27 protein-coding genes are annotated in these 25,927 nt (G+C 43.8%); 19 read left to right on the top strand and 8 right to left on the bottom strand.

The genetic code is table 11. From position 1 onward, the window contains the following. Positions 1–187: 187 nt before the first annotated feature. The 3 genes from HMPREF1536_RS16600 to HMPREF1536_RS16590 form a co-directional block, all read right to left on the bottom strand. Complete coding sequence (locus HMPREF1536_RS16600) at positions 188–793, bottom strand: Crp/Fnr family transcriptional regulator (protein WP_028727610.1); 606 nt, start codon at positions 791–793, stop codon at positions 188–190. Positions 794–1,023: 230 nt separating this feature from the next. Further along, the gene (locus HMPREF1536_RS16595; protein WP_028727611.1) at positions 1,024–1,440 is read right to left on the bottom strand and encodes an anti-sigma factor; all 417 of its coding nucleotides are present in this window, start codon (positions 1,438–1,440) and stop codon (positions 1,024–1,026) included. Beyond that, positions 1,427–2,359: a hypothetical protein gene (locus HMPREF1536_RS16590; protein WP_150115630.1), complete on the bottom strand. Its 933-nt coding sequence runs from the start codon at positions 2,357–2,359 to the stop codon at positions 1,427–1,429. Before HMPREF1536_RS16590 ends, HMPREF1536_RS16595 begins: the two co-directional genes overlap by 14 nt. 465 nt (positions 2,360–2,824) lie before the next feature. Between HMPREF1536_RS16590 and HMPREF1536_RS16585 the strand changes: the two genes are divergently transcribed. The 7 genes from HMPREF1536_RS16585 to HMPREF1536_RS16555 all read left to right on the top strand — a co-directional run bounded on the left by HMPREF1536_RS16585 (position 2,825) and on the right by HMPREF1536_RS16555 (position 9,672). Then, positions 2,825–3,382 carry a hypothetical protein gene (locus tag HMPREF1536_RS16585; protein ID WP_028727613.1) on the top strand — a complete coding sequence of 186 codons (558 nt, stop codon included), beginning with the start codon at positions 2,825–2,827 and terminating at the stop codon, positions 3,380–3,382. Between the two features lie 21 nt (positions 3,383–3,403). Next, positions 3,404–4,759 carry a hypothetical protein gene (locus tag HMPREF1536_RS16580; protein ID WP_052349820.1) on the top strand — a complete coding sequence of 452 codons (1,356 nt, stop codon included), beginning with the start codon at positions 3,404–3,406 and terminating at the stop codon, positions 4,757–4,759. Between the two features lie 183 nt (positions 4,760–4,942). Further along, on the top strand, positions 4,943–5,716 hold the full coding sequence (locus tag HMPREF1536_RS26685) for a DUF5683 domain-containing protein (RefSeq protein WP_052349821.1): 774 nt from the start codon (positions 4,943–4,945) through the stop codon (positions 5,714–5,716). Between the two features lie 24 nt (positions 5,717–5,740). Next, positions 5,741–7,102, top strand: coding sequence for a carboxypeptidase regulatory-like domain-containing protein (locus HMPREF1536_RS16570; RefSeq protein ID WP_028727614.1), 1,362 nt, complete (start codon positions 5,741–5,743; stop codon positions 7,100–7,102). A gap of 77 nt (positions 7,103–7,179) precedes the next feature. Beyond that, positions 7,180–8,604: a hypothetical protein gene (locus HMPREF1536_RS16565; RefSeq protein WP_150115628.1), complete on the top strand. Its 1,425-nt coding sequence runs from the start codon at positions 7,180–7,182 to the stop codon at positions 8,602–8,604. A gap of 123 nt (positions 8,605–8,727) precedes the next feature. Further along, positions 8,728–9,264 carry a porin family protein gene (locus HMPREF1536_RS26680; RefSeq protein WP_052349822.1) on the top strand — a complete coding sequence of 179 codons (537 nt, stop codon included), beginning with the start codon at positions 8,728–8,730 and terminating at the stop codon, positions 9,262–9,264. A 12-nt stretch (positions 9,265–9,276) separates the two neighbouring features. Further along, a complete protein-coding gene (locus HMPREF1536_RS16555; RefSeq protein ID WP_028727616.1) occupies positions 9,277–9,672 on the top strand; it encodes a hypothetical protein in 396 nt (131 codons plus the stop codon). A gap of 162 nt (positions 9,673–9,834) precedes the next feature. Here HMPREF1536_RS16555 and HMPREF1536_RS16550 read toward each other — a convergent pair whose 3' ends face one another. Beyond that, entirely contained in the window at positions 9,835–11,916 is a 2,082-nt protein-coding gene (locus HMPREF1536_RS16550) for a BT4734/BF3469 family protein (protein ID WP_028727617.1), read from the bottom strand. After that, a complete protein-coding gene (locus HMPREF1536_RS16545; protein WP_028727618.1) occupies positions 11,913–12,302 on the bottom strand; it encodes an HU family DNA-binding protein in 390 nt (129 codons plus the stop codon). Before HMPREF1536_RS16545 ends, HMPREF1536_RS16550 begins: the two co-directional genes overlap by 4 nt. 457 nt (positions 12,303–12,759) lie before the next feature. On the opposite strand from HMPREF1536_RS16545, the gene HMPREF1536_RS16540 reads away from it, so the two are divergent. Genes HMPREF1536_RS16540 through HMPREF1536_RS16530 form a run of 3 tightly spaced genes read left to right on the top strand, consistent with a single transcriptional unit; the run spans position 12,760 to position 15,701 of the window. Further along, positions 12,760–13,872: an SPFH domain-containing protein gene (locus HMPREF1536_RS16540; protein WP_028727619.1), complete on the top strand. Its 1,113-nt coding sequence runs from the start codon at positions 12,760–12,762 to the stop codon at positions 13,870–13,872. Between the two features lie 22 nt (positions 13,873–13,894). Next, positions 13,895–14,572 (top strand): hypothetical protein, encoded by a 678-nt coding sequence (locus HMPREF1536_RS16535; RefSeq protein ID WP_028727620.1) that lies wholly within the window; start codon positions 13,895–13,897, stop codon positions 14,570–14,572. Positions 14,573–14,600: 28 nt separating this feature from the next. Next, positions 14,601–15,701 (top strand): hypothetical protein, encoded by a 1,101-nt coding sequence (locus HMPREF1536_RS16530; RefSeq protein ID WP_028727621.1) that lies wholly within the window; start codon positions 14,601–14,603, stop codon positions 15,699–15,701. 109 nt (positions 15,702–15,810) lie between these two features. On the opposite strand, the gene tsaB is transcribed toward HMPREF1536_RS16530, so the two are convergent. Beyond that, positions 15,811–16,506 carry a tRNA (adenosine(37)-N6)-threonylcarbamoyltransferase complex dimerization subunit type 1 TsaB gene (tsaB, locus tag HMPREF1536_RS16525; RefSeq protein WP_028727622.1) on the bottom strand — a complete coding sequence of 232 codons (696 nt, stop codon included), beginning with the start codon at positions 16,504–16,506 and terminating at the stop codon, positions 15,811–15,813. A gap of 211 nt (positions 16,507–16,717) precedes the next feature. Here tsaB and HMPREF1536_RS16520 point away from each other — a divergent pair, with 211 nt between their 5' ends. The 7 genes from HMPREF1536_RS16520 (at position 16,718) to HMPREF1536_RS16490 (ending at position 23,086) form a co-directional block, all read left to right on the top strand. After that, entirely contained in the window at positions 16,718–17,590 is an 873-nt protein-coding gene (locus tag HMPREF1536_RS16520; protein ID WP_028727623.1) for a YicC/YloC family endoribonuclease, read from the top strand. 1 nt (position 17,591) lies between these two features. Continuing rightward, positions 17,592–18,161, top strand: coding sequence for a guanylate kinase (gmk, locus tag HMPREF1536_RS16515; protein ID WP_028727624.1), 570 nt, complete (start codon positions 17,592–17,594; stop codon positions 18,159–18,161). Next, positions 18,158–18,337 (top strand): hypothetical protein, encoded by a 180-nt coding sequence (locus HMPREF1536_RS16510; protein WP_028727625.1) that lies wholly within the window; start codon positions 18,158–18,160, stop codon positions 18,335–18,337. The genes gmk and HMPREF1536_RS16510 overlap by 4 nt, the downstream gene beginning before the upstream one ends. Then, positions 18,319–18,918, top strand: a complete 600-nt coding sequence (gene nadD, locus HMPREF1536_RS16505) for a nicotinate (nicotinamide) nucleotide adenylyltransferase (protein WP_028727626.1) — start codon at positions 18,319–18,321, stop codon at positions 18,916–18,918. Before HMPREF1536_RS16510 ends, nadD begins: the two co-directional genes overlap by 19 nt. 83 nt (positions 18,919–19,001) lie before the next feature. Further along, positions 19,002–20,732 (top strand): lysine--tRNA ligase, encoded by a 1,731-nt coding sequence (lysS, locus tag HMPREF1536_RS16500; RefSeq protein WP_028727627.1) that lies wholly within the window; start codon positions 19,002–19,004, stop codon positions 20,730–20,732. A gap of 12 nt (positions 20,733–20,744) precedes the next feature. Then, positions 20,745–21,740 (top strand): NAD(P)H-dependent glycerol-3-phosphate dehydrogenase, encoded by a 996-nt coding sequence (locus HMPREF1536_RS16495; RefSeq protein ID WP_028727628.1) that lies wholly within the window; start codon positions 20,745–20,747, stop codon positions 21,738–21,740. Positions 21,741–21,742: 2 nt separating this feature from the next. Continuing rightward, positions 21,743–23,086, top strand: a complete 1,344-nt coding sequence (locus HMPREF1536_RS16490; protein ID WP_028727629.1) for a glucose-6-phosphate isomerase — start codon at positions 21,743–21,745, stop codon at positions 23,084–23,086. A gap of 87 nt (positions 23,087–23,173) precedes the next feature. On the opposite strand, the gene HMPREF1536_RS16485 is transcribed toward HMPREF1536_RS16490, so the two are convergent. Then, positions 23,174–23,779 carry a hypothetical protein gene (locus tag HMPREF1536_RS16485; protein WP_147337516.1) on the bottom strand — a complete coding sequence of 202 codons (606 nt, stop codon included), beginning with the start codon at positions 23,777–23,779 and terminating at the stop codon, positions 23,174–23,176. Between the two features lie 119 nt (positions 23,780–23,898). On the opposite strand from HMPREF1536_RS16485, the gene HMPREF1536_RS16480 reads away from it, so the two are divergent. Continuing rightward, entirely contained in the window at positions 23,899–24,627 is a 729-nt protein-coding gene (locus tag HMPREF1536_RS16480; protein ID WP_028727631.1) for an inorganic diphosphatase, read from the top strand. A 57-nt stretch (positions 24,628–24,684) separates the two neighbouring features. On the opposite strand, the gene HMPREF1536_RS16475 is transcribed toward HMPREF1536_RS16480, so the two are convergent. After that, positions 24,685–25,572: a sugar phosphate isomerase/epimerase family protein gene (locus HMPREF1536_RS16475; protein WP_028727632.1), complete on the bottom strand. Its 888-nt coding sequence runs from the start codon at positions 25,570–25,572 to the stop codon at positions 24,685–24,687. A gap of 154 nt (positions 25,573–25,726) precedes the next feature. Between HMPREF1536_RS16475 and HMPREF1536_RS16470 the strand changes: the two genes are divergently transcribed. After that, positions 25,727–25,927, top strand: a 201-nt coding sequence (locus tag HMPREF1536_RS16470) for a phage integrase SAM-like domain-containing protein (protein ID WP_199884260.1), incomplete at its 3' end; no start/stop codon positions are given.

Here is a 25,927-nt window from a genome sequence, read left to right as displayed (position 1 = left end):
CCATCGTTAGAAAGTGTCTAGATTTCCAAAATGAGGATAATATTTTTTAAACGCTTCTCGTTTATTCATATATTGCAGACCTTGCAACTCTTTGCATCAGACACTGCATTCAATACAAAGATACATGAAAAAGGATATAATCAAAAGAGAAACGCCTGTTTCGATAGAAAAAAACTATTTATGTTATTTATATATTTTTATTTCGACGGGCCAATATCTTGGCAAAAGTCTCGGGAGTCATATTCAAATAGGAAGCTATACAATATTGGGGCACATGTTTCATTAAATGCTGGATCTCATGTGTTTCACTATAATGTTTTACCCGGTCTTCCGCACAATTGCTACGCATCAGGTAATACATTTCTTCACGCTCTATTGCGTAATTTTCAAAAACCTTATAGAAGAGCAATACAAAATCATGATACTCATGCCAGAAATAATCAAAATTATCACGGCTAACGCAAAGAGCAAGTGTATCTTCTGTTGCTTTCAAATTCAAAAATGCCTTTTGACGAGAAAGGAAAGTATGAAACAACATTCCAAAATCGCCCTCTTTGAAAAAATGAAGTATATACTCCTTACCGTCCTTTACATAGAAGCAAGAGCAGAACCCTCTCATTATAAAATAGATATTATGACATTCCCGGTCTTCACTGACAAATAGTTCACCCTTTTTAAAGTGAACAAAAGGACACTTGTCGAATAATTCATCACACAATTTATCAGATACCGGATAATATTCTCTCAAATAGCGACACATCAAATTATAGGTTTCATCGTATAAGTCTTCCATATTCCTCTTTATTGGCTTTTGTTGGATCAATCATCAATCCTTTAGATAATACTTACTATTTCTAATTGACACAAAGCCATTATTTGTGACAGTTTAGATTAACAAAACACCTCAAGAACCTTTATTAGCCAAAAGCCGATAAAAACCAGGGCATTGTTTATTTACAAAGTTAGAGAACTGTCAACAAATATTTCTTAATCTAAAATAAGATCAAACCAGGGAAGCCAAAGTTATCGGTGGATAGAAGAATTCATCTGTAAACTATCCCACACCTGTATGCTATCTTTTTGACGTATACTATCCGAATTTATTCCTATCGAATCGGTAGCGTGAAATACCGGCATCTTATCCATATCCAAATGATGATCCGTTCCTTCCGGAATATTGAAATACAGATAGCTTCCAATTGAACTAACTATAAGCAAGCCTATCGCCGCAGCATACCATTTATACAGTTTATGCCGTTCAAACCGAATTACAACAGGAGTACTTTCTTCCTCAATCATCAATCTCATGCGTTTCAAAGTATCCTGACACACTTTACAATGGATTAAATGAAACTGAAAATCCTCCGTTTCCCCCCGGCTCATCTTATTTTTCAAATAAGCCAGTAAATCTCCCTCTCTATACTCTTTACATGTATCCATTCAAATCCCCCTTTCCTTCTTTCAACAGCATTTCCAGAAAACGCTCTTTCAATATTTTACGTACCCGCGACACATCCTGACGCAATTTAACCTCCATTTTTCGGATCTCATCACCGGATAATTCGGGGGCTACTATTACTGCGATCTCCCGATAGGTCTTTTTTTCGATATAATATAATTGCAAAGCTTCCACTTTATTCTCCATACCACAAACCAGTCTGCTATACCAAGGTTCGCACCTATCCCATAAGATTGTCAAAAAAGCACATTTCACCTCATATTCGTTTTGTATATCTACTCCCCAAAGAGGATTACCCCTATTCATACCCTCCTCAAACAAATAACTTATATCGGTCGGTTGAAAGATTACGTCAGACATAACAGCCGGATCATCCAATGAGAGTATTTCTTTTCGTGCCGTATTCCTACGCTCCGCTTCATAACACTTATTTATACAAATACGGCTAATATAATGCCTGAAATGGGTAGCCGTTTCAAACACCGGAAGTAAACCGGCAACTGTCTTATCGTGTAATAACAACGATGCATCACTCCACACATCTGCAATAGTCTCCTCTTTATACTGTTGGTTAAAAAGATGGCCGGATACAATATATTCCGCCATCTTTTTGACCAACAAATAAATAACAGACCATAACTCTTCATCCTCCTTTTCCAGATAATGGAATACTCCCCTCAAAGGTAAAGGATAACGCTTATTACAAGCTGCTTCGCACCTATCTTCCAAATCCCAGGGCGACTTGATGGAGTCACACGCACAAAACAAAAGGAGGTTTTCATCCTTCGATATCATTTTTGAAAGTTTATAGGCCAAAGTATGGGGAGGGACTGCCAAGTCAGCATCAATAGTCGGCGAGATATTATCCTGCCACAAACGATCAACAATTCGCTTTCTCATAAAAAACAGATAGCGTAGAAATGGCTCCATATCTTTTTGCTTCCGAATAAAACCTGCATAATCCATTCTTGAATAAAAAAGATTCAGAAGCCTCCTCCTCCACTGTCTGAATTTCTCCCGATCTTCCCAGGCATCATCCGGAGGTTGCGGCAACAAAGAACACAAAACATCCGTTTCCTCCTCTACCGATGAAAGTAACTTCCATTCAATAAGCCGATACCGCTCACATTCCTTTCTGATTATCTCCGATATAATTTTTTTTATTGTGCCAGTCATAGTTATCTGTTTTAATCTACATGCAAATAGTTTCAACACCTGAATTTCAAGACAAATATAACAACACACATCGCTAGAATATCTTAATCTATATCAAGATTTATCACAAATAAGAGCTATACATTTGTCACAAAACGGCAAAACACGACAAGTATAATAAACAATCATACTAATTAAATACAGAACAATATGAAGAACATCTATTATTTACTGGCAGCAACATCAATTTCCATAGCAACTTTTACTGCTTGTGGTAGTTCCAAACCACTCCCTCAAGGTGATGTAGAAATAATTGTACCTTGTTCTGGTTCTAACTATTCGACGAACAACGAATATGTACGTGCCAGTGCTATGGGATTATCGACAGATATGAATATCGCCAAGAAAAAAGCATTATCTTCTGCACGATCGGAAATAGCGACAGCGATCGAAGCTAAAGTTAAAATATTAACAGAGGATTATATCTCATCTTATCAGAACGGAGAAAATGATGAAAGTAAAAGGCGTTTTCAAGAAATGGCACGCACAGTAGTCAACAGGAAGTTAAACGGAGTACGCACTATATGCGAACAAACCATGAAAAGCCCGGAAGGGAATTATAAGGTGTACGTTGCCGTTGAATTAGCCAACAATGAGCTATTAAAGGATATTGTGAAAAACATACAGGAAGACAAAACGCTAAGAACTGATTTTGAATACGAGAAGTTTAAAAAACTTTTTGAAGAAGAAATGGGCAAAACAGAATAACCATCTTACAATTCACAAATAATGAAACGGCTTCATCCTCTTTTATACTTCTTATGTTTGTTGACAACTTCTCTTCTCCAGGGACAATCCCTTCAAGAGGAGTATATACACTTTGCACAGAAACAGCAACAGGAATACGCAGACTTCAGAAGAAAAGAGAATGAAGCTTTTTCTAAATTTCTACAGAAAGACTGGACTGGTTATCATCAGGAAAATCCGGTAGAACGACCTGCCAAGCCAAGTCCTAAAGAACCTCTACTCACACAAAAGCACCCGGGATATAAACCGGTCGATATTCCGAAAGTTGTCGACAGACCAGTTAATAATCCCAGTTCCGCACAAGAGAAAGACGAATGGTTGAAAGAGCCGTTCATCCTATCCGGCATATCGGAAAAAGAGATTGCTTATGCCTGGGAGTCACTCAGTCAAACCTCGTATGAACCTTTTATACGCCATTCTCTTCAAATGAAGAAAGAGAACCATTGGTGCGATTGGGCCTATGTCCTGTTCATTCGCCAGTTAGCCGACAAGTTATGCCGAGAATCCGACAACAATTCAAAAATTATCATACAAATGTTTCTTTTATGCCAATCGGAATATAAAGTCAGATGCGGACGCAGTGGCGATCAGCTGGTGTTACTTATTCCCACTGATTGTATGCTCTATAATAAAATGTACCTGAACATTGATAATGAGAAATATTTTATATTTGGCTACGAAACATATAATCGTCAACCGGTTTATACTTTCCAAAAAGATTTCGACCTGTCCAGTCGAAAAGTCAGTATGTATATATTACCCGGACAAACAATGTCGGCAGAGACTCTTTACTCCCGGGTTTATTCAAACCGGCAGATCACTATAAATGCAAATACAAATAAATCTCTGATCGATTTATATAAAGAGTATCCCCAATGTGATTTTAGTGTTTACCTGAAAGCACCGGCCAGTCAGGAAGTAAGCCTTTCGGTTCTTCCATCCTTAAAGAAAGCTATTCACGGGAAAACAACAAAAGAAGCTGCCGGTATTCTATTGCATTTCGTACAAACGGCATTCAAATACCAAACAGATCAGCAACAATTCGGTTTCGAAAAACCATTCTTTATCGATGAATGTTTCTACTATCCGGCCTGCGACTGTGAAGACCGTGCCGTACTATACGCTTTCTTAATACGTACACTTTTAAATCTGAACGTAGTTCTACTGGACTACCTTCAACATATAGCTACAGCTGTTTGCTTCGATGAAAATATACCCGGGGATCATTTGGATATAGATGGCAAACGATATATGATCTGTGATCCGAGCTATATTAATGCAGGAATAGGGATGGCTATGCCGGCATTAAAAAATACAGAAGCGAAAATAATAAGATAAGAGTCTTAATCTATATTAAGATTTATTTGAAACAACAGAAATATATTTGCACTCAACTAATACGCTCACAGCATGAATAACTTTACTTATCGAATAGTCTTATTAATCTGCATGTTAACCATATTCACCAACATACAGGCACAAAAAACAACCGGGCACTCCGAAAATATACGTCCATCGTGGATGGACAATCCTCCTATCCCCGGAAACAATACTTTTTATTATCGCACCATCGTCAATCAATCATCGACGCTGGAACAGGCACGCAATAACAGTTTGACAGACTTGTCCGAATATATTAAAAAGGAAATGGATATTTCCGGCGAAATACGGATACGTACCACATCAGATATGGTAAACGACAAAGAAGATATCCAGTCTTACTTCGAATATAATTATGACATAAAAAGCCAGCCTCAAAAAATCATTTACAACAAAGTAGACGAATACTGGGAATACATCTGTTATCCGGACGGTTCCTGTAAATATAGTTTACATACCTTATATATGATCGCGAAGGAAAGCAACAAACGGGCCGTATTCGACCAGATACGCTTCACGCGTAAATACGGGATCAGTGCCGTTGCACGTTCGATCATACCCGGCTGGGGACAATTATACAAAGGCAGTACAGCCAAAGGATTATGTATCATGGGAGGAGAAGTAGCTCTTGCCGGAGGTATTATCTCTTTCGAAAGCATGAGAAGCAATTACAGGAAGAAAATACGGCAAACGCAGAATGCCGATCATATTCGTAACTACTCTACCAAAGCCAATAACTGCACTACATTCCGGAATATCTGTATAGGAGGAGCCGCTGCTCTATATGTCTATAACCTGGTCGACGCTCTGGTAGCAAACGGAGCTAAACGAACAATTATCCGGAAAAACAAAATAACCTATTATCCGGTAGCCTCTCCCGATTGTAATGGTGTCGGTTTATCCTATCGTTTTTAATTCACATAATAAACAACTATAAACATGAACAGACTTAAGTATTTGATTTTTATTTGCTCTGCGATTCTTTTTTGCGGAGTGACCTCTTCCTGTACGGAAGACGAAGCGGAAGTAAACGGTAATGTACATGGATACGTTTCGGATGAAACTACCGGTGAACCAATCCGCACAGCCAGCGTCACCCTAAATCCGGGAGGTAAAAAAACTGCGACCGGCAGTGACGGACGTTTTGAATACAACGACCTGGAAGCCGGACAGTACACCTTACAGGTTTCTAAAGACGGTTATCAAACCAATACGGCCGGAGTTACCATCATCGCTGGACAAACGGCACAATGCGATATCTTATTAAAACCTGGCACCGGCAATCTGGCAGCCAGTAAGACAGAACTCAACTTCGGAAAAGACAATACCATTCTTGCTTTCGAAGTAGTAAACACCGGAAAAACAGAAATTCAGTGGAACATAAAAAAAGATTGCAGTTGGATTAAAGATATAGACCCTATATCCGGCACTACTGCCGCTGACAAAAAAAGTCCGATCAGCATCACAATAGATCGTAGCAAACTGGAAGCCGGAAAAACTAATGCAACGACAATCATCATTACCTCCAATTCCGGAACGGCAGAAATAAATGTACTTGCCGAAAGTAAAAGTACGACTCCCGATCCGGACGATCCGGAAACTCCCGGCGAAGATATCAATATCACAGCCGGTCTGCTGGCCTATTACACTTTCGACAACAGTGATGCAAGCGATATCAGTGGAAACAAAATGAATGGGGTAGCCCTGAACGAACCAGAGTTTACAACCGACTCACCATCCGGAAAAGGAAAAGCCCTTTTCCTCAATGCAGCCAAGGAACAACTAGTAAATATACCATACAATCCGCTAAAGGGTAAATACAGCTACTCTATCTCTTTTTGGATCAAAGATTTCGGATCACTTGGATACATCATCGGAGGTGTCAGTAAAAGTTGGATCGGAGAATGCTATCCGCGAATTTACGTGGCAGATAACAAATTCGGATTTTCTCACGAAGGTTTCAGTATGCCACTCATGGGATCTATAGAACCTGATCCATTTACTTACCCGGTGAAACAATTACAAAACGGGAAATGGTATTCTATTGTCTTCACTGCTTCTGCCAACAAGGATAACAAAGTGGAAAAACTATTGTACATAGACGGGAACCTGGCGGACAACCTAACCGCCAAATATAACGTCGGTAATGATGATTCCAGCACTAAAATACAGATAGGCGGTACACTTGACGGTCAGGCTACAGACGCCATGAATATGAAAATAGATAATGTACGTCTCTACGACCGGCCACTGACAGCTGCCGAAGTAGAAACTATTTATACTTCTGAAAAAGCACAGTAAAAACAAACAGATAATCAACTGAAGGTGTGCTACCTGCAATAGCGAAGGTAACACACCTTTTTATTCTTTCTATAGCCATGAGACCAATACGACTACTGCTCTGTTTCATATTATGTACGAGTTATATCCATGCACAGCAATCCGAATCCGACAGAGAGCTATTGGAACAACTACGTCAGGAATACAAAGACTTCCGAAGACAAAGAGAACAGGAATACGCAAAATATCTTCAACAAACATGGATTGATTTCCAGCTTTACAAAGGGCTGAATCGATTCAACCAACCTAAGCCGGATACAATACCCGATGCATTACCGGACCAATCTATTTACTCCGATGAAATAACTTCATACAAAATAAGTGATACGCCGGGTAACACATTTATTCCTCCAATAGAAATCAACTCACAACAACAGGAAAAACAGACATACCAGGCAATCATACCTTTTTATGGTACCACTTTTCCTCTAACTCATACCCCACCCCCATCCGTACTTAATGGAACCGGGAAAGATAAGATCGGACATTTGTGGAAAAGTTTCGGATGCAAAGAAACCGATCAGCTAATAGCTGATATCTTCTCATTCAAAATAAAGCATAAACTCAACGACTGGGGATTATTTTTACTTGTCAAAGAAGTCTGCAACCACCTGCCTCAACTTTCTGACGAAAATGTATGCACTCTGTTCAGGCATTTCATATTATTCAGTTATGGGTATAACGTACGTCTCGGCATCATCGACCGGACTATAGTACTACTTGTTCCTTTCCGGGAAACTGTTTATAATCAACCTTTTCTGTATGAAGATAAAAAAAAGTATTTCTTGTTTACCGATAAGGCACTCCAATCTTCTACGATCGTCAGGACACTTCCTCTATTTAAAGATAAAACCGAAAAAGTCCTTTCATTGGAAATCAAAGAGAATATGGATCTGGGAAATGATTCATTCGACATTACCCATACTTATCAGGATACCAGCTTTAACATAACAATAAATAGAGAGCGTACCCGCTTCTTTCAAAATATCCCTTCTACCGATTTAACCATTTATACAAATGCCGTGGCTGACCCTATATTCGAGGATAGTCTTTTCTCCTTTCTGAACCAATTCAATGATCTTGAAAACGTACCGGAGACATTAAACGATCTGCTCCATTTCTGCCAATCAACTTTCACTTATAAGACAGACGAAGAACAATTCGGATACGAGAAAACGTTCTTTCCCGAAGAAACATTCTTCTATCCCTTCTCCGATTGTGAAGACCGGGCGGTTTTATTTGCCTATATAGTTCGCAAGACACTGAAACTCGATACTATTTTATTAAAGTATAGCAGCCACGTTGTAACAGGAGTTGCCTTAAAAGGGAATATCCCCGGTACTTATATACAATTTGACAAAAAACGCTATCTGCTATGTGATCCCAGTTACCGCAAAGCCGATATCGGGCAATGTATGCCTGATCACAAAAATGAAATACCACAGATTGTTCCATTACAATAAACCCGTCAACAAACCTTTCTTACTTTGATTTTCTTAATCTAAGTCAAGATTTACAAATAAACAACTATTTACCTTTGTGGAAAATATAACTTTCAATTATAAACACTTAAAAAACAAACTTGTATGAAAAAAGTATTATTATTTTTCGCATTTATCATGTCAGTCTTAACTATTCAGGCGCAAGACGTTTTCAAAAAAGGAGATAATATGGTAAGTGCCAGTGTAGGAGTCGGTAACGGTATTCCGGTTGCCGTATCATACGAACGTGGTATTGTCGATAATCTGTTTGGCGGAAACGGTTCCATCGGACTTGGTGGTTATCTGGGATATTACTCGGATAAAGACGAAATCAATTATGAAGGGATAAAAGCTGGTTGGAAATACAACGACATTATGATCGGTGTAAGAGGAAACCTGCATTATCAATTTATTGAAAAGTTAGACACTTATGCAGGATTAATGCTCGGTTATGAAATTGTAAAAGCAAAAGCCATAACTGAAGGATATGACGAAAAATATACCGGTAGTGCAGACGGAAGTGGAATAGGTTTCTCCATTCACGTGGGTGGCCGCTACTATTTCACTGACAATTTCGGAGCATTTGCCGAAGTTGGATACGGAATTGCTTATGCAAATCTGGGTGTCAGCTTAAAATTCTAACATAACCGGAAGATGAAACAAACCCTGATTGTTTTATTTCTTTTAGTCACGTTCTTCGCCTCTGCACAAAAGTCAGCTTTTAACGGAACATGGTACGCCAAAGAACCAGATCCTTCTACAGGCAAAACCTTTGCTGTCAGTCTGAAAGTCAAAGACGGAGAAATAAAAAAAGGACAAGTAGCTTCTATTTCCATGAAAGATAACAAGGGAGAAAACGGGAAACTGGAGTCTGCTGTACTGGAAGGAAACACGGTCATGATCACCTATTCGACTAAAGATGGCGGAATACACAAAGGTTCACTGGTCTACAACGAAAGCGAGAAAACCGTATTCTGGAAATTATTGTCATCTGAAAACGGAAAGACACTGGCACCGGATGAACTTAAACTTGATGCTCATCATTATTGATGGCATCATCTTCAATAATAACAAAGGGGCTCAAAAACCCCTTTGTTATTTTCTATTATTTTAACCCCCAATATCCGGGATATACTAAAAATTACATTGTATCTAACAACTACAAAAACATTAGTCATATCTTTCATTGATACTTATCATCCAAGCGGATAATCAACTCATTATCACCTCTACATAATAACAAGTCCCTCTATTCGTCCGCTTATTCGGTACGTTATTTCGCTTTAAAAGCTTGCCGAAGTTGAGTATCATCGTTTTTGTGATGATAAAACCGGGGTGTTTTTCGGCTATAATATCCAATATTTCGGTAGCGAGCAGCGGTTTCAAGCCCTCCGTATCTTCCGGGATCGTGAAATAACGAAGGAACAATTGCTCTTCGGCCGGGACTTGCTGGAAACGCTGGTTGTTCTCCACGATTGCCGCTTCCTCCTCGTGCGTAAACCAGAAACGCTCGCCACGGCGCAACATTTCTTTCGCTTCGGCGTAAAGCAGTCCGTAATCGATCGGCTGAAGATAATCGATCAGGCCTTCGATCTCTACACAGACGAAACGACGGCTTCCGGTCGGATCGGTCAGCAAATCAAAATTATTACTGGTAGCGATAAAAGTAGCATAACGACGAAGGCTGCGCGTCGAACTCTGATAAGGCAAGCGGGCATTGACCACCGCCTTCTGCAACACATGCTTCAGAAAACTCTGGTGTGAAGCCTTCACCGAGTCGAACTCGTCGATATTGATCAGCGCATAACGGTGCAAAGCCAGTTCCGCCTCCTTCTTATTGCCGAAATCGATGCTGTCCGTATAAAAAGGACGGAGCGCCGGCGGTAATAAGTTCAGGCAAAAAGTTGACTTTCCGCACCCCTGGTCACCCACCAGCAAAGGCGTCGTACTGTTCCCGTGATCCTTATCCATCTGCATCCAATGGGCTACCATGCTCAGGAACCAACGGTAAAAACAATCCTGCCACAGCGGATTACTGTTAGGCACCCGGTCTGCCAGCGCCCGGATATGTGGTTTACCATCCCAGGCCGGAAGGTTAGCCAGGAACGACTCGATCGGATGATACGACGGGATCTGGTCGGAATGCACATACCGGTCGATGTCCTTATCCCACACATTCAGCCCCTCTTTCTGCGCCTCCAGGCAGATAGTATTACGAACCTTCTGTGTATAAGGATGATAAACAAACTGGATAACCGATCGATCCAGATATTCCACCTCCCCGTTCATCTCATTCAAACGGAAATAATAACGTCGCGACATAAACTCTTCCAACTGCATCACCAGCGAAAAACATTCCGGCAAAGGTAATTTGCCTTCCCCTACCTTCTTCAGCAAATAAACCGAACGGAATACACTGCGTATCAGTACCTTCTGAGGTTTCAGCAAGTCATACCGCAGCATCCATCCTACCGCTTCCTCCTCCGGTATTCCCAGACGGCAACAGTTTTGCGCCATCTCTGTAAATAATGCCTGAAGATCGTTACCGCCGATAGCGGCAAATTTACGGACAACCTCAACCAGCGCCACACTGAAAAGCGTAGCAACCTGCGAGTTACGCTCCAACCCCGGCAGCAAGCGGTCGACCGGATCGACCGGAGCATCCTGCACGATACGCAGTTCACCCTCGGAAGGCATCTGCAAAGGTTGCTCTATCCGGATAGCCACCGCATCCGGATTATAATACAACCCGGCATCGTAACTGATCCGGGTACCCCGCGAAAGCACCGGCTCCTTCAACGTGACCATACTGCTCAACTGAGGCTGGTAATACCTGACAGCCAACTGGTAAGCTGCCGCATGAAATAATTTCGCCTTCACTTCCGAGCGGGGTAACTTTCCGTCCGGCAAGGTAAACGGCACGATTATCTTCACCGACTTGCCGCTCAACCCGATAAAAGCCAACAACGTCTGCGGCATGGCGGAAGCTTCTTCGCGCACACGAGCAGCCTCTGCCATATCCGACAAGCCGTTCACTTCCAAAACTATACATCCCGTATAGGTCTTTATCCGAACCCGCCCCTCTTCTTTTCGATAAGTGGCGCCCCAAACGATAACCGGCAATTTTCCAGTCCATTCATTAAGATATCCAGGCAATGTAAAACAGAGCCTGTTACGTACTGCTGCAATCTGTTCTGCCAGACTGTCGGAACGCAACGTTTCCACAACCGCTTCCAGGTTGCGGATCTGCACCATTAGTTGCTCTTTCTTATAACGGTATTGTGTAACTTTCATTCGAACGGGTATCTTTCAAATTTAAAATACTTCATTTCTTTACGCAGGCGCGGACTCATCCTGAAACAAACGCGTTTCGCTTTCACCCGATGGGGAGTACAATCCTTTTTGTCCTCATATCCTTCACTGGCAGCCGAAAGATATAAATCACCCATATCCTTGAGTTCTACGGAATATCCGTCTTTAAGGCATTCCCTAATCACATCGCTCAGCTCGCAGACGGTTGCCAGCACATCTCCGCGCGTCAATGAACAACGGTCGGCTATCACTTCAGCCAACTTTTCGGTTGTAACTCGTCCCGTACTAACCGGAACACCATAAAACAGCTTCTTTTCTACCGGACCTGTCTTATCCGTTTTTGCTCGGACTACATAGAAATGTGCCATAAATAAGGAGTTTTTATTAATAATAATACTAGTAAACTTCACCAAGACGGGCATTTCAGCCCATTTTACACCCGGATCTGAACGATGCTCACACCCGGGTGTCAATCCCCTCGACACCCGGATGGCGGCAACTTTATCTCCTTACAAATATAAGAAAAGTATTGCATACAAACAATGTTTTTCAATAGTTTATTTCATTTTTTCTTATTATATTATTCATATAAAAAGGAGTAAAAACCGGGCGTTCCGGCAAATAAAAAAGTGATAGTATGGTGATAGATAGTGATAGTTTATTTTACATACTATCACGCTATAAATAGGTAATAATCTTATATTTATAATAAAAAGTGATAGTGTGATAGTTGTTTTTTATAAAATCTATGTATATTTGTCAGATATGAGAGAACTACTTTAGTAAAAATAAAAGGAGTATAGAACCACTAAATTGAATATAAAAATGGGACTTTTTAGCAGACCTACAGTACCATCGCCTTCCGGCGGGCATTCGTTCGTTGATGTAATTCAAAATGAGGGCAACAATACGGGACGCGGACTTATCGCCTGGCGACATCCCAGCAGTGACTTCAACACCCATTCAAAAATACTTGTCCGCAAAGGAGAAGAGGCCATTTTTGAAAACGGAGCCAGCGAGTGGGCGGTCTTTCCCAGTGGGACGGAATGCGAATTGAAGACACAGAACATTGCAGTGATACGGTCTTTCCGTGAGGCATTGTCGGGTGGAAAGAGTTATTTCCCTTGCCGGGTTTATTTCGTTTCCGTCGAAGAATTTGAAATTCCCTGGGGTACCATAGATCCCATCGGATACACATGCCCTTTGTTGGGTGCCGGTGCCCAGTTGAGAGGCGGCGGTATTTATGTCATACGCGTTATCGATACGGAAACTTTTGTTAAGAAGGTGTTACGCGACAACAACAGCTACACAATAGATCATTTGAAAGAAAAGCTGTTCGAACGTGTTTACCAGGAAATTGCCGACATCATTTCTTCGGTATTGGAGAAGAACGGCATCAATTCGATGGAGTGCTCGAAAAAGAAAAAGGAGATAGCGCAACTCAGCCTGCCGGACATTCAGAAGTTACTGGAAGCTTACGGTATCATGCTGGTCGACTTCACCGTCAGTCTCGAACTGGACGAAGAACAACGCCAGATGTACGAACAAGCTGTCCGCCTGCAACGCATGAGTGCACAAGGCGAAGCACAAGCCCGTATCATCGGCGCACATAGCAAAGTGGAAGAACTCCACACGATGGGGAATGCCTACGCCACCATCAAGGGGATGGATATGCTTCAGACGATTGCAGAAAACCCGGGAGCCGGCGGTATAGCCAGCGCAGGTGCCGGCCTGGGAATGGGCATGGCGGCCGGTGGAACGTTTGCCAATATCACCCAATCCGTATTTCCCGGCAACCAGGTTCAGCAACCCACACAGGCACCGGTACAGCCCGATCCGATGGAGTCGTTGCAAAAGATGAAGCAAATGCTGGATGCCGGATTGATACCGCAAGCTGCCTACGACCAGAAAGTGGCAGAGATTTTAAGCAGATTGTAATACCCTATATCTAATCATATTTATGAAAACAACATTAATCCGTATTGTTTTTACATTGGTGTTCCTGGTGGTCTTCAACACTTTGTTTTTTCTGCTGAGTGGCACAGACAATCCTACTTCCGTATGGGTTTCGTATGCGTATATCCATGTGGCGTATTTCACCATACTCTTCCTGCCCGTATTGAAAACGAAGGGGGATGCCTCTTACTACCTGTCTTCCGTCCTCTACGGACAGGCCATAACGTATTTCATCCTGGAGTTGATAGCCGGTGTGGTTTTCATTATCTACCGGATGGAATCGCCTGTTTGGTCGCTGGTGGTACAGACCGCTCTCTGGCTGATTTTCGTAGTCCTCATTTTAGGAAATGCCTGGGCGAATCAGGCCACCGCGCAATCACTTGAAAAACGCAAGCAGGATATAGATGCTTACCAATCGATGCGGATGAGCCTGAAAAGACTGATGGCGAAAACAGACAAACCAGAACTTAAACGACTGATCGCCGATTGTTCCGATAAACTGGAAGCCAGTTCTTCGCGGCAAACCCAAGAGTCTGAAAAGATCGACATCGAGATAGAACAGGCGATCGCTTCCCTGCGACAATCCATAACGGATGGTGATGTTGAAGAATCCACGTCATTAGCCAGGCAGTTGGCAGGCCTGATCGAAGAAAGAAAAACAATATTAAAATATTCTCATTAACTTATTAACTCATTTAATATTTGATATTATGGCAGAAACTATGCAATTGCAGATCGTGAAGTGCCCGGCATGTAATCAGACGCTCACTTCATTCAGTGCTTTTAAGTCGACAGCAACATGTCCCCGTTGCGGCACCGTGATGAAGAACCCGTTGGCGACTGCTAAAGAAGAAGTTCGCCCTGAACGTATCATCCCGTTCACTACACAGGAAGGCGATTTTGAAAAATGCTTGGTGAATACCCTGATCAATCAGGATTTCGTTCCCAAGAACATCTTCGAATCCATCAACACCGACAATGTGTTCCGTGCTTATTTGCCGATGTATCTTTTTGAAGGTACTTACCAATCTTCATGGAGCTGCGAATCGTCTTACGAAGACCAGAAAGTAGATATTTCGAGAAACTGGACAGACAGCGGCAAGACTATTTCGACAAAGACCGTAAAGAAATGGCGTCCGCAAAACGGTAATGCAGCAGGCAATTTTGCATTTTTATGCCTTGCCAATGAAGACAGTGAAGATTTACCGGTAGAACTCCGGAATTTCACCTATCAGTTCCCCTACGACGTGATGATGTCAAAACAGTTTGACGGTGATATGCTGAACGATGAAGATGAACGCATGATAACCATTCCCCGTAATGCCGACACCAATATAGTATGGCAGAAACACGGGAAAGATTTGGTAGACGACACGGCACAGGATGCTGCACTCAACCAAATCGGCGATCAGGAAATCCGTAATTTCCGCGCGTCTTCCAGTTTCAACCTGGCCACGAAAGGGGAATACATCCTGGCCCCGTTCTGGTTTGTGTACTACACTTACAACAACCAGCGGTATAATTTCATGATGGACGGAACCGGACAGCGCACCTCTTACAACTATCCGATAGATCAGGACGAAGTAGATTTTGTCAATGGAAAAGAGAAGATCAAGAAAATCGTCAAATGGCTTTGGTTACTGTGCTTTGTGTTAATGTACCTCATCAACATCACAGCTGGTATTGTATTCCTCGCCATCTGGTTCGTCGGCAAGTTTATCGTGAACAAGATGATGGATAATCAGATCCAGGCTCATTTACAGGAATCGAAAGTTGCCCGCCAGGCTAGTGCGGCCAGACTGGGAGTATAACAAAGAATATTAGTCCGACACAACTGCTTATCGGGTTCGCTTAAATGCCCGATAAGCAGTTTTTGTTTTATTTATAGCAAAGACAGGAACGACTGCTTTCGAGCCGCCGTTATCCCAACACCTTATTCTTCGCGATCGTAGCCTGGAATTCTTTCAGGTAGAACGGTTCGAAATAGGCGACATCTTCAAACTGTCCGGCAGCAAAAGCCTTTTCCGCCAGGGGAATCATATTGACAGCCAGGGGATGGATACCGTCGATAAAAACGGCATTCGGCGAAGCGATCACTTCGCGGCACTTTGCGGCACCGTTGCCAAAGAAACAGACAGTTCCTTTTTCCAGGTAAGCGGCATAAGTCTGCTCATCCACGACATCGGCCGATGTTGCACGTATAGTGTTCAGGCCGGCATCATAGATGGTGGCATACACTTCCATACGGCGTGCATCGAGCATGGCGCAATACAGCCCGCCGTCAGCCAGCGGTTGTTGACGGATAGCGGTAGCAGCCAGAATATCGAGCGTATGGATACCGATCAGCGGAATGCCAAAACCGAAACATAACCCTTTCGCTACGGAAACGCCGATACGCAGGCCAGTATAGGAACCGGGGCCACTGCTGACGGCCACTGCATCCAGCGTCAATGCTTTTGCTTTCAGTACAGCAAGAGCTTCTTCTACAAATACACCCAGTAAGGCAGCATGCGAAGGTCCGTCGAAAGAGGTCTTTTCAAAAAGCACCTCCCCGTCTGCCGATAGGGCCAGGGAACAGACCAATGTTGAAGTATCAATATTTAAAATACAAGACATAACAGTTGATAGTTGACGGTTGATAGTTGGCAGGTATTTTTTGATCGGACACTGCCGGTTATCAACCGGATTAATTGGTCGCAAAAGTACTAAATCGTCTTTACACGAATGAGAAAATAACGAACTTTTTATACATAGAACCAAATAATTGTCAACTGTCAACTGTCAACTATCAACTGAATACCCTATCTTTGCACAAATTTTTAGAACAATGATACAATCAATGACTGGATTCGGTAAGGTTACAGCCGAACTTCCTTCAAAAAAGGTAACCGTAGAAGTAAAAGCGCTCAACAGCAAACAGCTGGATTTATCAACCCGCATTCCGTCTATCTACAAAGACAAGGAGATGCAGATCCGCAGCCAGTTGCTCCAATCGCTTGAACGGGGTAAGGTCGATTTCAGCATTTACATTGAATATATAGGGAAGGATACTCCCACGCAGATCAATCTGACAGCTTTTGAAAGTTACTACAGCCAGATCAAAGAGATAGCCGACAAACTGAATATCGCACTCCCCACCGACTGGTTCCAGACACTGCTGAAGATGCCGGACGTAATCAAGTCGGAAATCGTTGAAGTGGACGAAAGCGAGTGGGAAGTTGTTTTCACTGCGGTAAAAGAGGCCATCAAGCATCTTTGCGACTTCCGTATCCAGGAAGGTGCCATGCTGCAGAAGCTGTTTGAGGAAAAGATCGGCAACATTGCCCGCCTGCTTTCCGAAGTGGAAGAATACGAAGGCGAACGTATCGAAAAGATCAAAGCCCGCATCATGGATAACCTCGCAAAGGTTGCCAACCAGGATTACGACAAGAACCGCTTCGAGCAGGAAATGATCTACTACATCGAAAAGCTGGATGTAAACGAAGAAAAGAACCGCCTCGACAACCATCTGAAATATTTCATCAGCACAATGAAGGACGGACACGGACAGGGTAAGAAACTCGGTTTCATTGCCCAGGAAATGGGACGCGAGATCAACACTCTCGGCTCGAAAAGCAATCATGCGGAAATGCAGAAGATCGTCGTTCAGATGAAAGACGAACTGGAACAGATCAAAGAACAGGTATTAAACGTTTTATAATATGGCTGGTAAACTAATTATATTCTCCGCCCCGTCAGGCTCAGGTAAATCAACCATTATCAACTATCTGCTGAAGCAGAACCTGAACCTGCATTTCTCTATCTCGGCGACAAGCCGTGCACCGCGCGGAACTGAAAAGGACGGTGTGGAATATTATTTCCTGACTCCCGACGAATTCCGTGCCCGCATCGCTGCCGATGAGTTTCTGGAATACGAGGAAGTATATACCGACAAATATTACGGCACACTGAAAAGCGAGGTGGAGCGCCAACTGAACGAAGGCAACAACATCATATTCGACGTTGACGTGGTAGGCGGCTGCAACATCAAGAAATTCTATGGCAACCGTGCCCTGTCAGTTTTTATCCAACCGCCTAGCGTGGCCCATCTGCGCGAACGCCTGGAAGGACGCGGCACCGATGCCCCGGAAGTGATCGACAGCCGTATCGCGAAAGCGGAATTCGAACTGGGATTCATCCCCCACTTCGATGTCTGCATTGTGAACGACGACCTTGCCACGGCACAGGCCGAAGCTTTTGAAGTAATAAAAAACTTCCTGTCACAACCATGAGTACCAACGGTAAATTATCCCGCAAATGGGGATACATCTTTGCCCTGACCGGCATAGCCGCCCTGGGTACCTGCATCGCAGGCCTTATTTATAAAGAATATCTGATCGCTTCTGCTACCGGGCTCGTTTTCGGTGCACAAGTATTCAACTTTATCAAGTGGTTCAAACAACGGTAAAAGAAAACAGGATACTGAAAACCGGAATCTTCTCCGGTTCTTTCAACCCGGTTCACATCGGTCATCTGGCTTTGGCCAACTGGCTGTGTGAATTTGCAGGGTTGGATGAGGTCTGGTTTGTCATTACACCGCATAACCCACTGAAAGAAAAAGAGGAACTGATGGACGACCAGCTCCGTTATGAACTGGTGGAAGCCTCCATCGCCGGTTATCCGAAATTCCGTGCCAGCAACTTCGAGTTCTCCCTGCCCCAGCCGACTTACACGATCGACACGCTTCGCGCGCTCGAACAGGCCTACCCCGACCGCCGGTTCCACTTTATCATGGGAGCCGACAACTGGGCTTTTATCGGACGCTGGAAAGAATCGGAAGCACTGGTATCCGGCTACCCTATCTTGGTCTATCCCCGCAAAGGATATGAGATCCATATACCAGACAGTCTCCCCTCCGTCCGTGCGGTAGATGCCCCACTGATGGAAATATCATCCACTTTCATCCGCCGGTCACTGAAGGCAGGCAAAGATGTACGCTTCTTCCTCCCCGAAGCGATACGTAATCATAAGTGCCTTTTAAATATATAATTAAGTAAACTACTCCCTACTTTTAGCCGATAAATAAGAAAAGTTTTGTACTTTTGCGCCGTATTATACAAAATAATAGCGTAATGAATCTATTAGAACTGAGTGAACAGGAAATCATAAGACGCAATAGCATGGAGCAATTGCGCCAAATGGGGATAGAACCTTATCCCGCTGCCGAGTACGTAACAAACGCATATTCCAATGAAATAAAGGCATCCTTTAAAGACGATGCAGAACCCCGTCCTGTAACCATTGCAGGCCGTATCATGAGCCGCCGTATCATGGGCAAGGCTTCCTTCATGGAGTTGCAGGATTCGGAAGGCAGAATACAGGTGTATATCTCCCGTGATGATATCTGCCCGGACGAAAACAAAGATTTATATAACGTCGTTTTCAAGAAGCTGCTTGATATCGGAGACATTGTAGGAATCAAAGGTTTTGTATTCCGCACACAGATGGGTGAAATCTCCGTACATGCACAAGAGATAACAGTATTATCCAAATCACTCAGACCGCTGCCTATCGTTAAATACAAAGATGGTGTAGCTTATGACGGATTTAACGATCCCGAACTACGTTACCGTCAGCGTTATATCGACCTGATCGTAAACGATGGCGTAAAGGATATTTTCATGAAACGTGCAAAAGTGATCAAAACAATGCGCGCTGTGCTCGACGAAGCCGGATATACGGAAGTAGAGACTCCGATCCTTCAGTCTATCGCCGGTGGTGCAAGTGCACGTCCGTTTATCACGCATCATAACTCATTGGATATTGACCTTTATCTGCGTATCGCTACCGAACTGTACCTGAAAAGACTGATCGTCGGTGGTTTCGAAGGAGTTTACGAAATCGGGAAAAACTTCCGTAACGAAGGTATGGACCGGACGCACAACCCGGAATTTACCTGCATGGAGTTGTATGTCCAATATAAGGATTACAACTGGATGATGAGTTTCACGGAACTATTGCTCGAAAAGATATGTATGGCAGTCAACGGCACATGCGAAACCGTAGTCGACGGCAAGACCATCAGCTTCAAGGCTCCTTTCCGTCGCTTACCTATCCTGGAAGCCATTAAGGAAAAGACCGGCTACGACCTGGAAGGCAAGAACGAAGATAAAATCCGTGCAATTTGTAAAGAATTGAAGATGGAGATCGACGATACGATGGGTAAAGGTAAGCTGATCGATGAAATCTTCGGAGAATTCTGCGAAGGTACATTCATCCAGCCGACATTCATTATCGACTATCCGGTTGAAATGAGCCCGCTTACTAAGATACACCGTAGCAAACCGGGACTGACAGAACGTTTCGAATTGATGGTGAACGGTAAAGAGTTGGCAAATGCTTATAGCGAGCTGAACGACCCGATCGACCAGGAAGAGCGTTTCAAGGATCAGTTGAAGTTGAGCGAAAAAGGGGATGATGAAGCGATGTTCATCGATCAGGATTTCCTGCGCGCACTGCAATTCGGTATGCCTCCTACATCCGGTATCGGTATCGGCATCGACCGTTTGGTGATGTTGATGACCGGTCAGACAACCATCCAGGAAGTATTGTTCTTCCCGCAGATGCGTCCTGAAAAGACTGTAAAGAAAGATGCAGCCGATAAATACGTGGCATTGGGTATCGACGAAGCCTGGGTTCCCGCCTTGCAGAAAGCCGGCTATCTGACAGTTGACACCCTGAAGGAAGTCAACCCCAATAAGCTGCGCCAGGAGCTTTGTGAAATGAACAAGAAGTATAAGCTGGAACTGCAAAATCCTGCGGCCGAAGAGGTCGAAGCATGGATTGCAAATGCAGCCAAATAATAAGGTGGTACCATGAATTTACCCGGAAAAATTGCAATAATGGGAGGTGGTAGCTGGGCTACCGCCTTAGCCAAGATTGTACTTTCTACACAGGATAGTATTAATTGGTATATGCGCCGGCAGGATCAGGTGGACGATTTCATTAAGATGGGACATAACCCCGGTTATCTGTCTGCCGTTAAGTTCGATACCGACAAAATAAACTTTTACACTGATATTAACGAGGTAATTCAGGACTCCGATACACTGATCTTTGCAACCCCCTCTCCGTTCCTGAAACAACACCTGATGAAGGTTACGACGCCGTTGAACGAAAAGTTCATCATTTCGGCCATCAAAGGGATCGTTCCGGACGAGAACATGCTGATTGCCGACTACTTTGCCGAATATTACAATGTCCCGATGGAGAACATTGCCGTAATAGGCGGCCCGTGTCATGCAGAAGAGATCGCACTCGAGCGTCTTTCCTATATCACGCTTGCCTGTTCAAATATCGAACATGCAAAGGCTATTTCATCCGTCTTTCAAAATCCATACCTGAACAACTCCTGTTGCAAGGATGTCAGAGGGATAGAGTATGCATCCGTTCTGAAGAATGTCTATGCAATCGTAGCAGGTATCTGCCACGGCATGAAATATGGTGATAACTTCCTGGCTGTTTTCATTTGTAACGCCATCGAAGAGATGCGCAACTTCCTGAACTCGGTACACAGCCTGGAACGGGACGTGACCGACTCGGTATATCTCGGCGACCTGCTGGTGACTGCTTATTCACGCTTCAGCCGCAACCGTACTTTCGGCACCATGATCGGAAAAGGATATTCGGTCAAGATCGCCCAGCTGGAAATGGAAATGATCGCCGAAGGGTATTACGGCACCAAGTGTATCCACGAAATAAACGAAAGATATAAGGTGAAGATGCCGATCCTGGATGCCTTATACGATATATTATATGAAAGAAAATCGCCGACTACCATCATACGGCAGTTGACAGAAACATTTAAATAGGTATGAAAAACATCAGTCTTAACATCGACAAAGCACTGGGCGCTGTTACAAAGGAACAGGTGTACGCACAGGAAGCGAAGGCAAACGAATGTATTGCCACTTTACATAATGGGAACGGAGCCGGTAACGACTTTCTGGGTTGGTTACATCTTCCTTCTTCTATCACCGATGCAGAGTTAACAGACATCGAAAATACAGCAAATGTACTTCGTTCCAAATGCGAAGTGGTTGTTGCCATCGGTATCGGAGGTAGCTACCTGGGTACAAAAGCTGTAGTTGAAGCCTTGAATAATAGTTTCGACTGGTTGCAGTCTGACCGTAAGAACCCGGTTGTTCTATATGCCGGACAGAATATCGGCGAAGATTATCTGTACGAATTGTGCGAAGTGCTGAAAGGCAAACAGTTCGGTCTGATCAATATCTCCAAATCCGGTACGACAACCGAACCTGCTCTGGCATTCCGTATGCTGAAGAAACAGCTGGAAGATGCCGTAGGTAAGGAAGAAGCAAAACACCGCATCGTTGCTATCACAGATGCTAAGAGAGGTGCTCTTCGTACGTTGGCTGATCAGGAAGGTTATAAAACATTTATCATCCCCGACAATGTAGGCGGACGTTTCTCCGTACTGACTCCGGTTGGTTTGCTGCCTATCGCAGTAGCAGGTATCAGTATCCGCGACCTGGTGGCCGGTGCTGTTTCTCTGGAAAAGGCTACGGGTATCGAAGTACCTTTCGCTGAAAACCTGTCGGCTATCTACGCTGCTACCCGCAACGAATTATATAAGAGCGGTAAGAAGATCGAGATCCTTGCCAACTTCCACCCGAAATTGCATTATATCGGCGAATGGTGGAAACAGCTGTACGGCGAAAGCGAAGGTAAAGACGGAAAAGGTATTTTCCCGGCATCTGTTGACCTGACAACCGACCTGCACTCAATGGGCCAGTGGATACAGGAAGGCGAACGCATCATCTTCGAAACGGTTATCTCTGTTGAAGAACCGACCCATAAAGTGATCGTTCCAACCGATGAAGCCAACTTGGACGGATTGAACTTCCTGGCAGGCAAACGTGTCGACGATGTAAATAAGATGGCGGAACTGGGTACTCAGCTGGCACACGTGGACGGCGGTGTTCCCAACATCAAGATCACCATGCCGGAAGTAAATGCTTATTACATCGGCCAGTTGTTCTATTTCTTCGAAAAAGCATGCGGTATCAGCGGTTACATGTTGGGCGTCAACCCGTTCGACCAGCCGGGTGTTGAAGCTTACAAGAAAAACATGTTCGCGTTGCTGAACAAGCCCGGATATGAAAAAGAAAGCGAAGCGATCCGCAAGAAACTATAAGACGGATATTCAGTAATCATAAAAAGAGGGAGAATCGGTTCATTCCGGATTCTCCCTCTTTTTGTTTAAACGAAAGTCATTTCTTATTTACATACGGTACCGTATCCCGGCCATTGCCGTTCCCATATGTCCGAAACCGACCTCTACAAAGCCGGCCATTTGTCTTCCCAGCTCTATGCCGATAGGTGAAACCTGATACATAAAGAAAGCTTTTACGCGGGTATCTTCGTCCGGCTTATTCTCTTCATTGATAAAAGACGCTTTTGCCGTTGCAATAGCGATTCCGGCATTCACCCGGGAGTACAACGTGATAAAGTTATAATTATACCAGTTATATTTGAAGGAAGGACAAATAGAGTGGTATGAGTTGAAAAAGTCGCCGACTATTTTGTCGCCGGCAAGAATACGCTTGTCACTGTTCGTATAAGAATAGACCAGGCCGATACCCCAGTCTTCGTCCGGATAGAAGAGATAGCTGATATTTAATGCACCGAACTTACCCTTATCATCATACAAATCGACCGACTCGGCAGAGGGATCGAAATAACGCTCATAATGGTGCAGCAAATCGGCTACCGGAAGACCACCATAACTCAAAGAAACCTCATGCTGCATATCAGTCCAGTCCTGGGCTTTACTCTGGAAACACAGAGCAAACAGCATCATCGTAAACAATAGTACACTCTTCTTCATACTCATCCATTTTTATTCGTTATTACTGCACCCGCTTTTACGGGTTGTTCACACCAAAGGTAAAAAATAAGTACAAGATTTTTCGTAACTTTGCAAAGATTATTAAGAATAAGAACAGAATGATACAAGAAGCTGTCAACCGTTATCTGCTAAAGCGTAAGCAGACCTCTCTTTCACCCAAAGCCGTACTTTTCGATATGGATGGCGTACTCTACGACTCAATGCGTTTCCACGCCCGCGCCTGGTACGAAACGGCCATGAATCACCATCTTCAGGCTGTGCAGGCGGACTTCTATATGTTTGAAGGCCGTACCGGCGAAAGTACGATCAACGAATTATACCGGCGCACGTTCCAACGCGACGCTACCGATAAGGAAAAACAAGAGCTATACGACGAGAAAGCAATGCTTTTCAACAAATACAACGACGGCAAGGCGATGACCGGTGCCGGGGATGTGCTGAAACAGGCTCAAACCCACGGACTGCAAACACTGGTCGTTACCGGTTCCGGGCAGCATAGCCTGATCAATAAGTTGGAGCAGACCTATCCCGGTTGTTTCAGCCGCGAGAAGATGGTAACTGCCTTCGATGTGAAATACGGCAAACCGCATCCCGAACCTTACCTGATGGGACTGGAAAAAGCCGGCGTCCGTGCCAATGAAGCATTCGTCGTAGAGAACGCTCCGATGGGTGTAGAAGCCGGTGTTGCCGCTGGTATATTTACCATCGCCGTCAACACAGGCCCCCTGCCCGACAAAGTATTATTGGATGCCGGAGCCGATCTGCTCTATCCGGATATGGAGAGCCTGGCAAAGGATTGGGATAATATTATGAAATGTATGGGATAAACGCAAAAAGGCGGGTTTGAAACCCGCCCTTATGAAATATCGTCTTTTGGTTTACTTTTATTTCACATAATCCGCTTTGTTCAGGAAGTCGAAACTCTGCTGACAGCTTTCCACCGGATCGTTGTTAGTGTATTCTTCCACTTCAACATACCAGTCTTTTACCTTGTTAGCATACATCTGGTCGAAGATCGGTTTGAAATCGATCTTTCCGCTTGCACCGATCTCCATGTCGTCCTTGATATGGATCGTCTTGAACTGGCGCGGACGGGCTTTCAGGTAAGCAACCGGATCGGCACCTCCTTCTTTCACCCAATAAACGTCCATCTGGAAGAACACATGGTTCGGGCTGACATTATCCAGCAGGAAGTCGTAAATCAACTGATCGTCGATCTTACGGAATTCGAAAGCATGATTATGATAACCGAATGCGATGCTGGCTGCAGCCGTCTTATAACCTACCGTATTGAAATAGTCGCAATACATCTTCAGGTCGTCGAGCGTCGTCTGGTCGTTTACCGGCATCCAGGGCTGAACCATGTATTTAACGCCCAGTTCGTTGTGGGCAGCAATAGCCTTGTCCCACCAGCTCATTACTTCAGCTTCTTTTTCTTTTGTAAACTCCTGTCCCAGGTGGGCGCTGGTACATTTCATACCCAAGTCGTTACACATTTTCTTGAACTCGGCAGGAGCCATACCGTAGATCTTACCGTTGTCGTAGCCCGCTGTTTCGAGATTTGTATAACCCATTTTGGAAGCAGCTTCCAGTACCTTCTGAATTCCTTCTTCTTTTACAAGGTCTCTCAAAGAATACAACTGTAAACCGATATGTTTGGTCGATTCTGAAGTAGCTCCTTTCCCGGCACAAGAAGATAATAACTGAGGAGCAACCATACCTCCTGCAAGCATCATAGAGGCGCGCTTTAAAAAGTCTCGTCTGTTTTGCATAGTAGTAAATAAATTAAGTTTGATTGAGAATTTGTACAAAAGTAAGACTATAATCGAAGGATACTAACATTATTTCGTTAAAATCTGTCAACTACCGACTGAACTGTCAACAGGGAAATCTGTTATCTTTACAACATCTATAAACACGAACGAAATGACAACAGTAAAAACAAGAAAAGGTAAACACCTTCTCCTCACCGAATGTATCCGCAGGCGAGTCGAAAGCAAGCGGTCGATGGGGAAAGACAGTACGGCCGACCTCTACCAGGCAGCCGGCCACCGGTTCCTCGAGTTCCTGGGGGAAAAGGACATTTATCTCAGCGAGATCACCCCGACACAGGTGAGCGACTTCCAG

Source organism: Parabacteroides gordonii MS-1 = DSM 23371, assembly GCF_000969825.1.
Classification (GTDB): Bacteria; Bacteroidota; Bacteroidia; order Bacteroidales; family Tannerellaceae; genus Parabacteroides; species Parabacteroides gordonii.
Note: the sequence above shows the minus strand (reverse complement) of the source record. Positions and strands in the feature narration are given on the sequence as shown.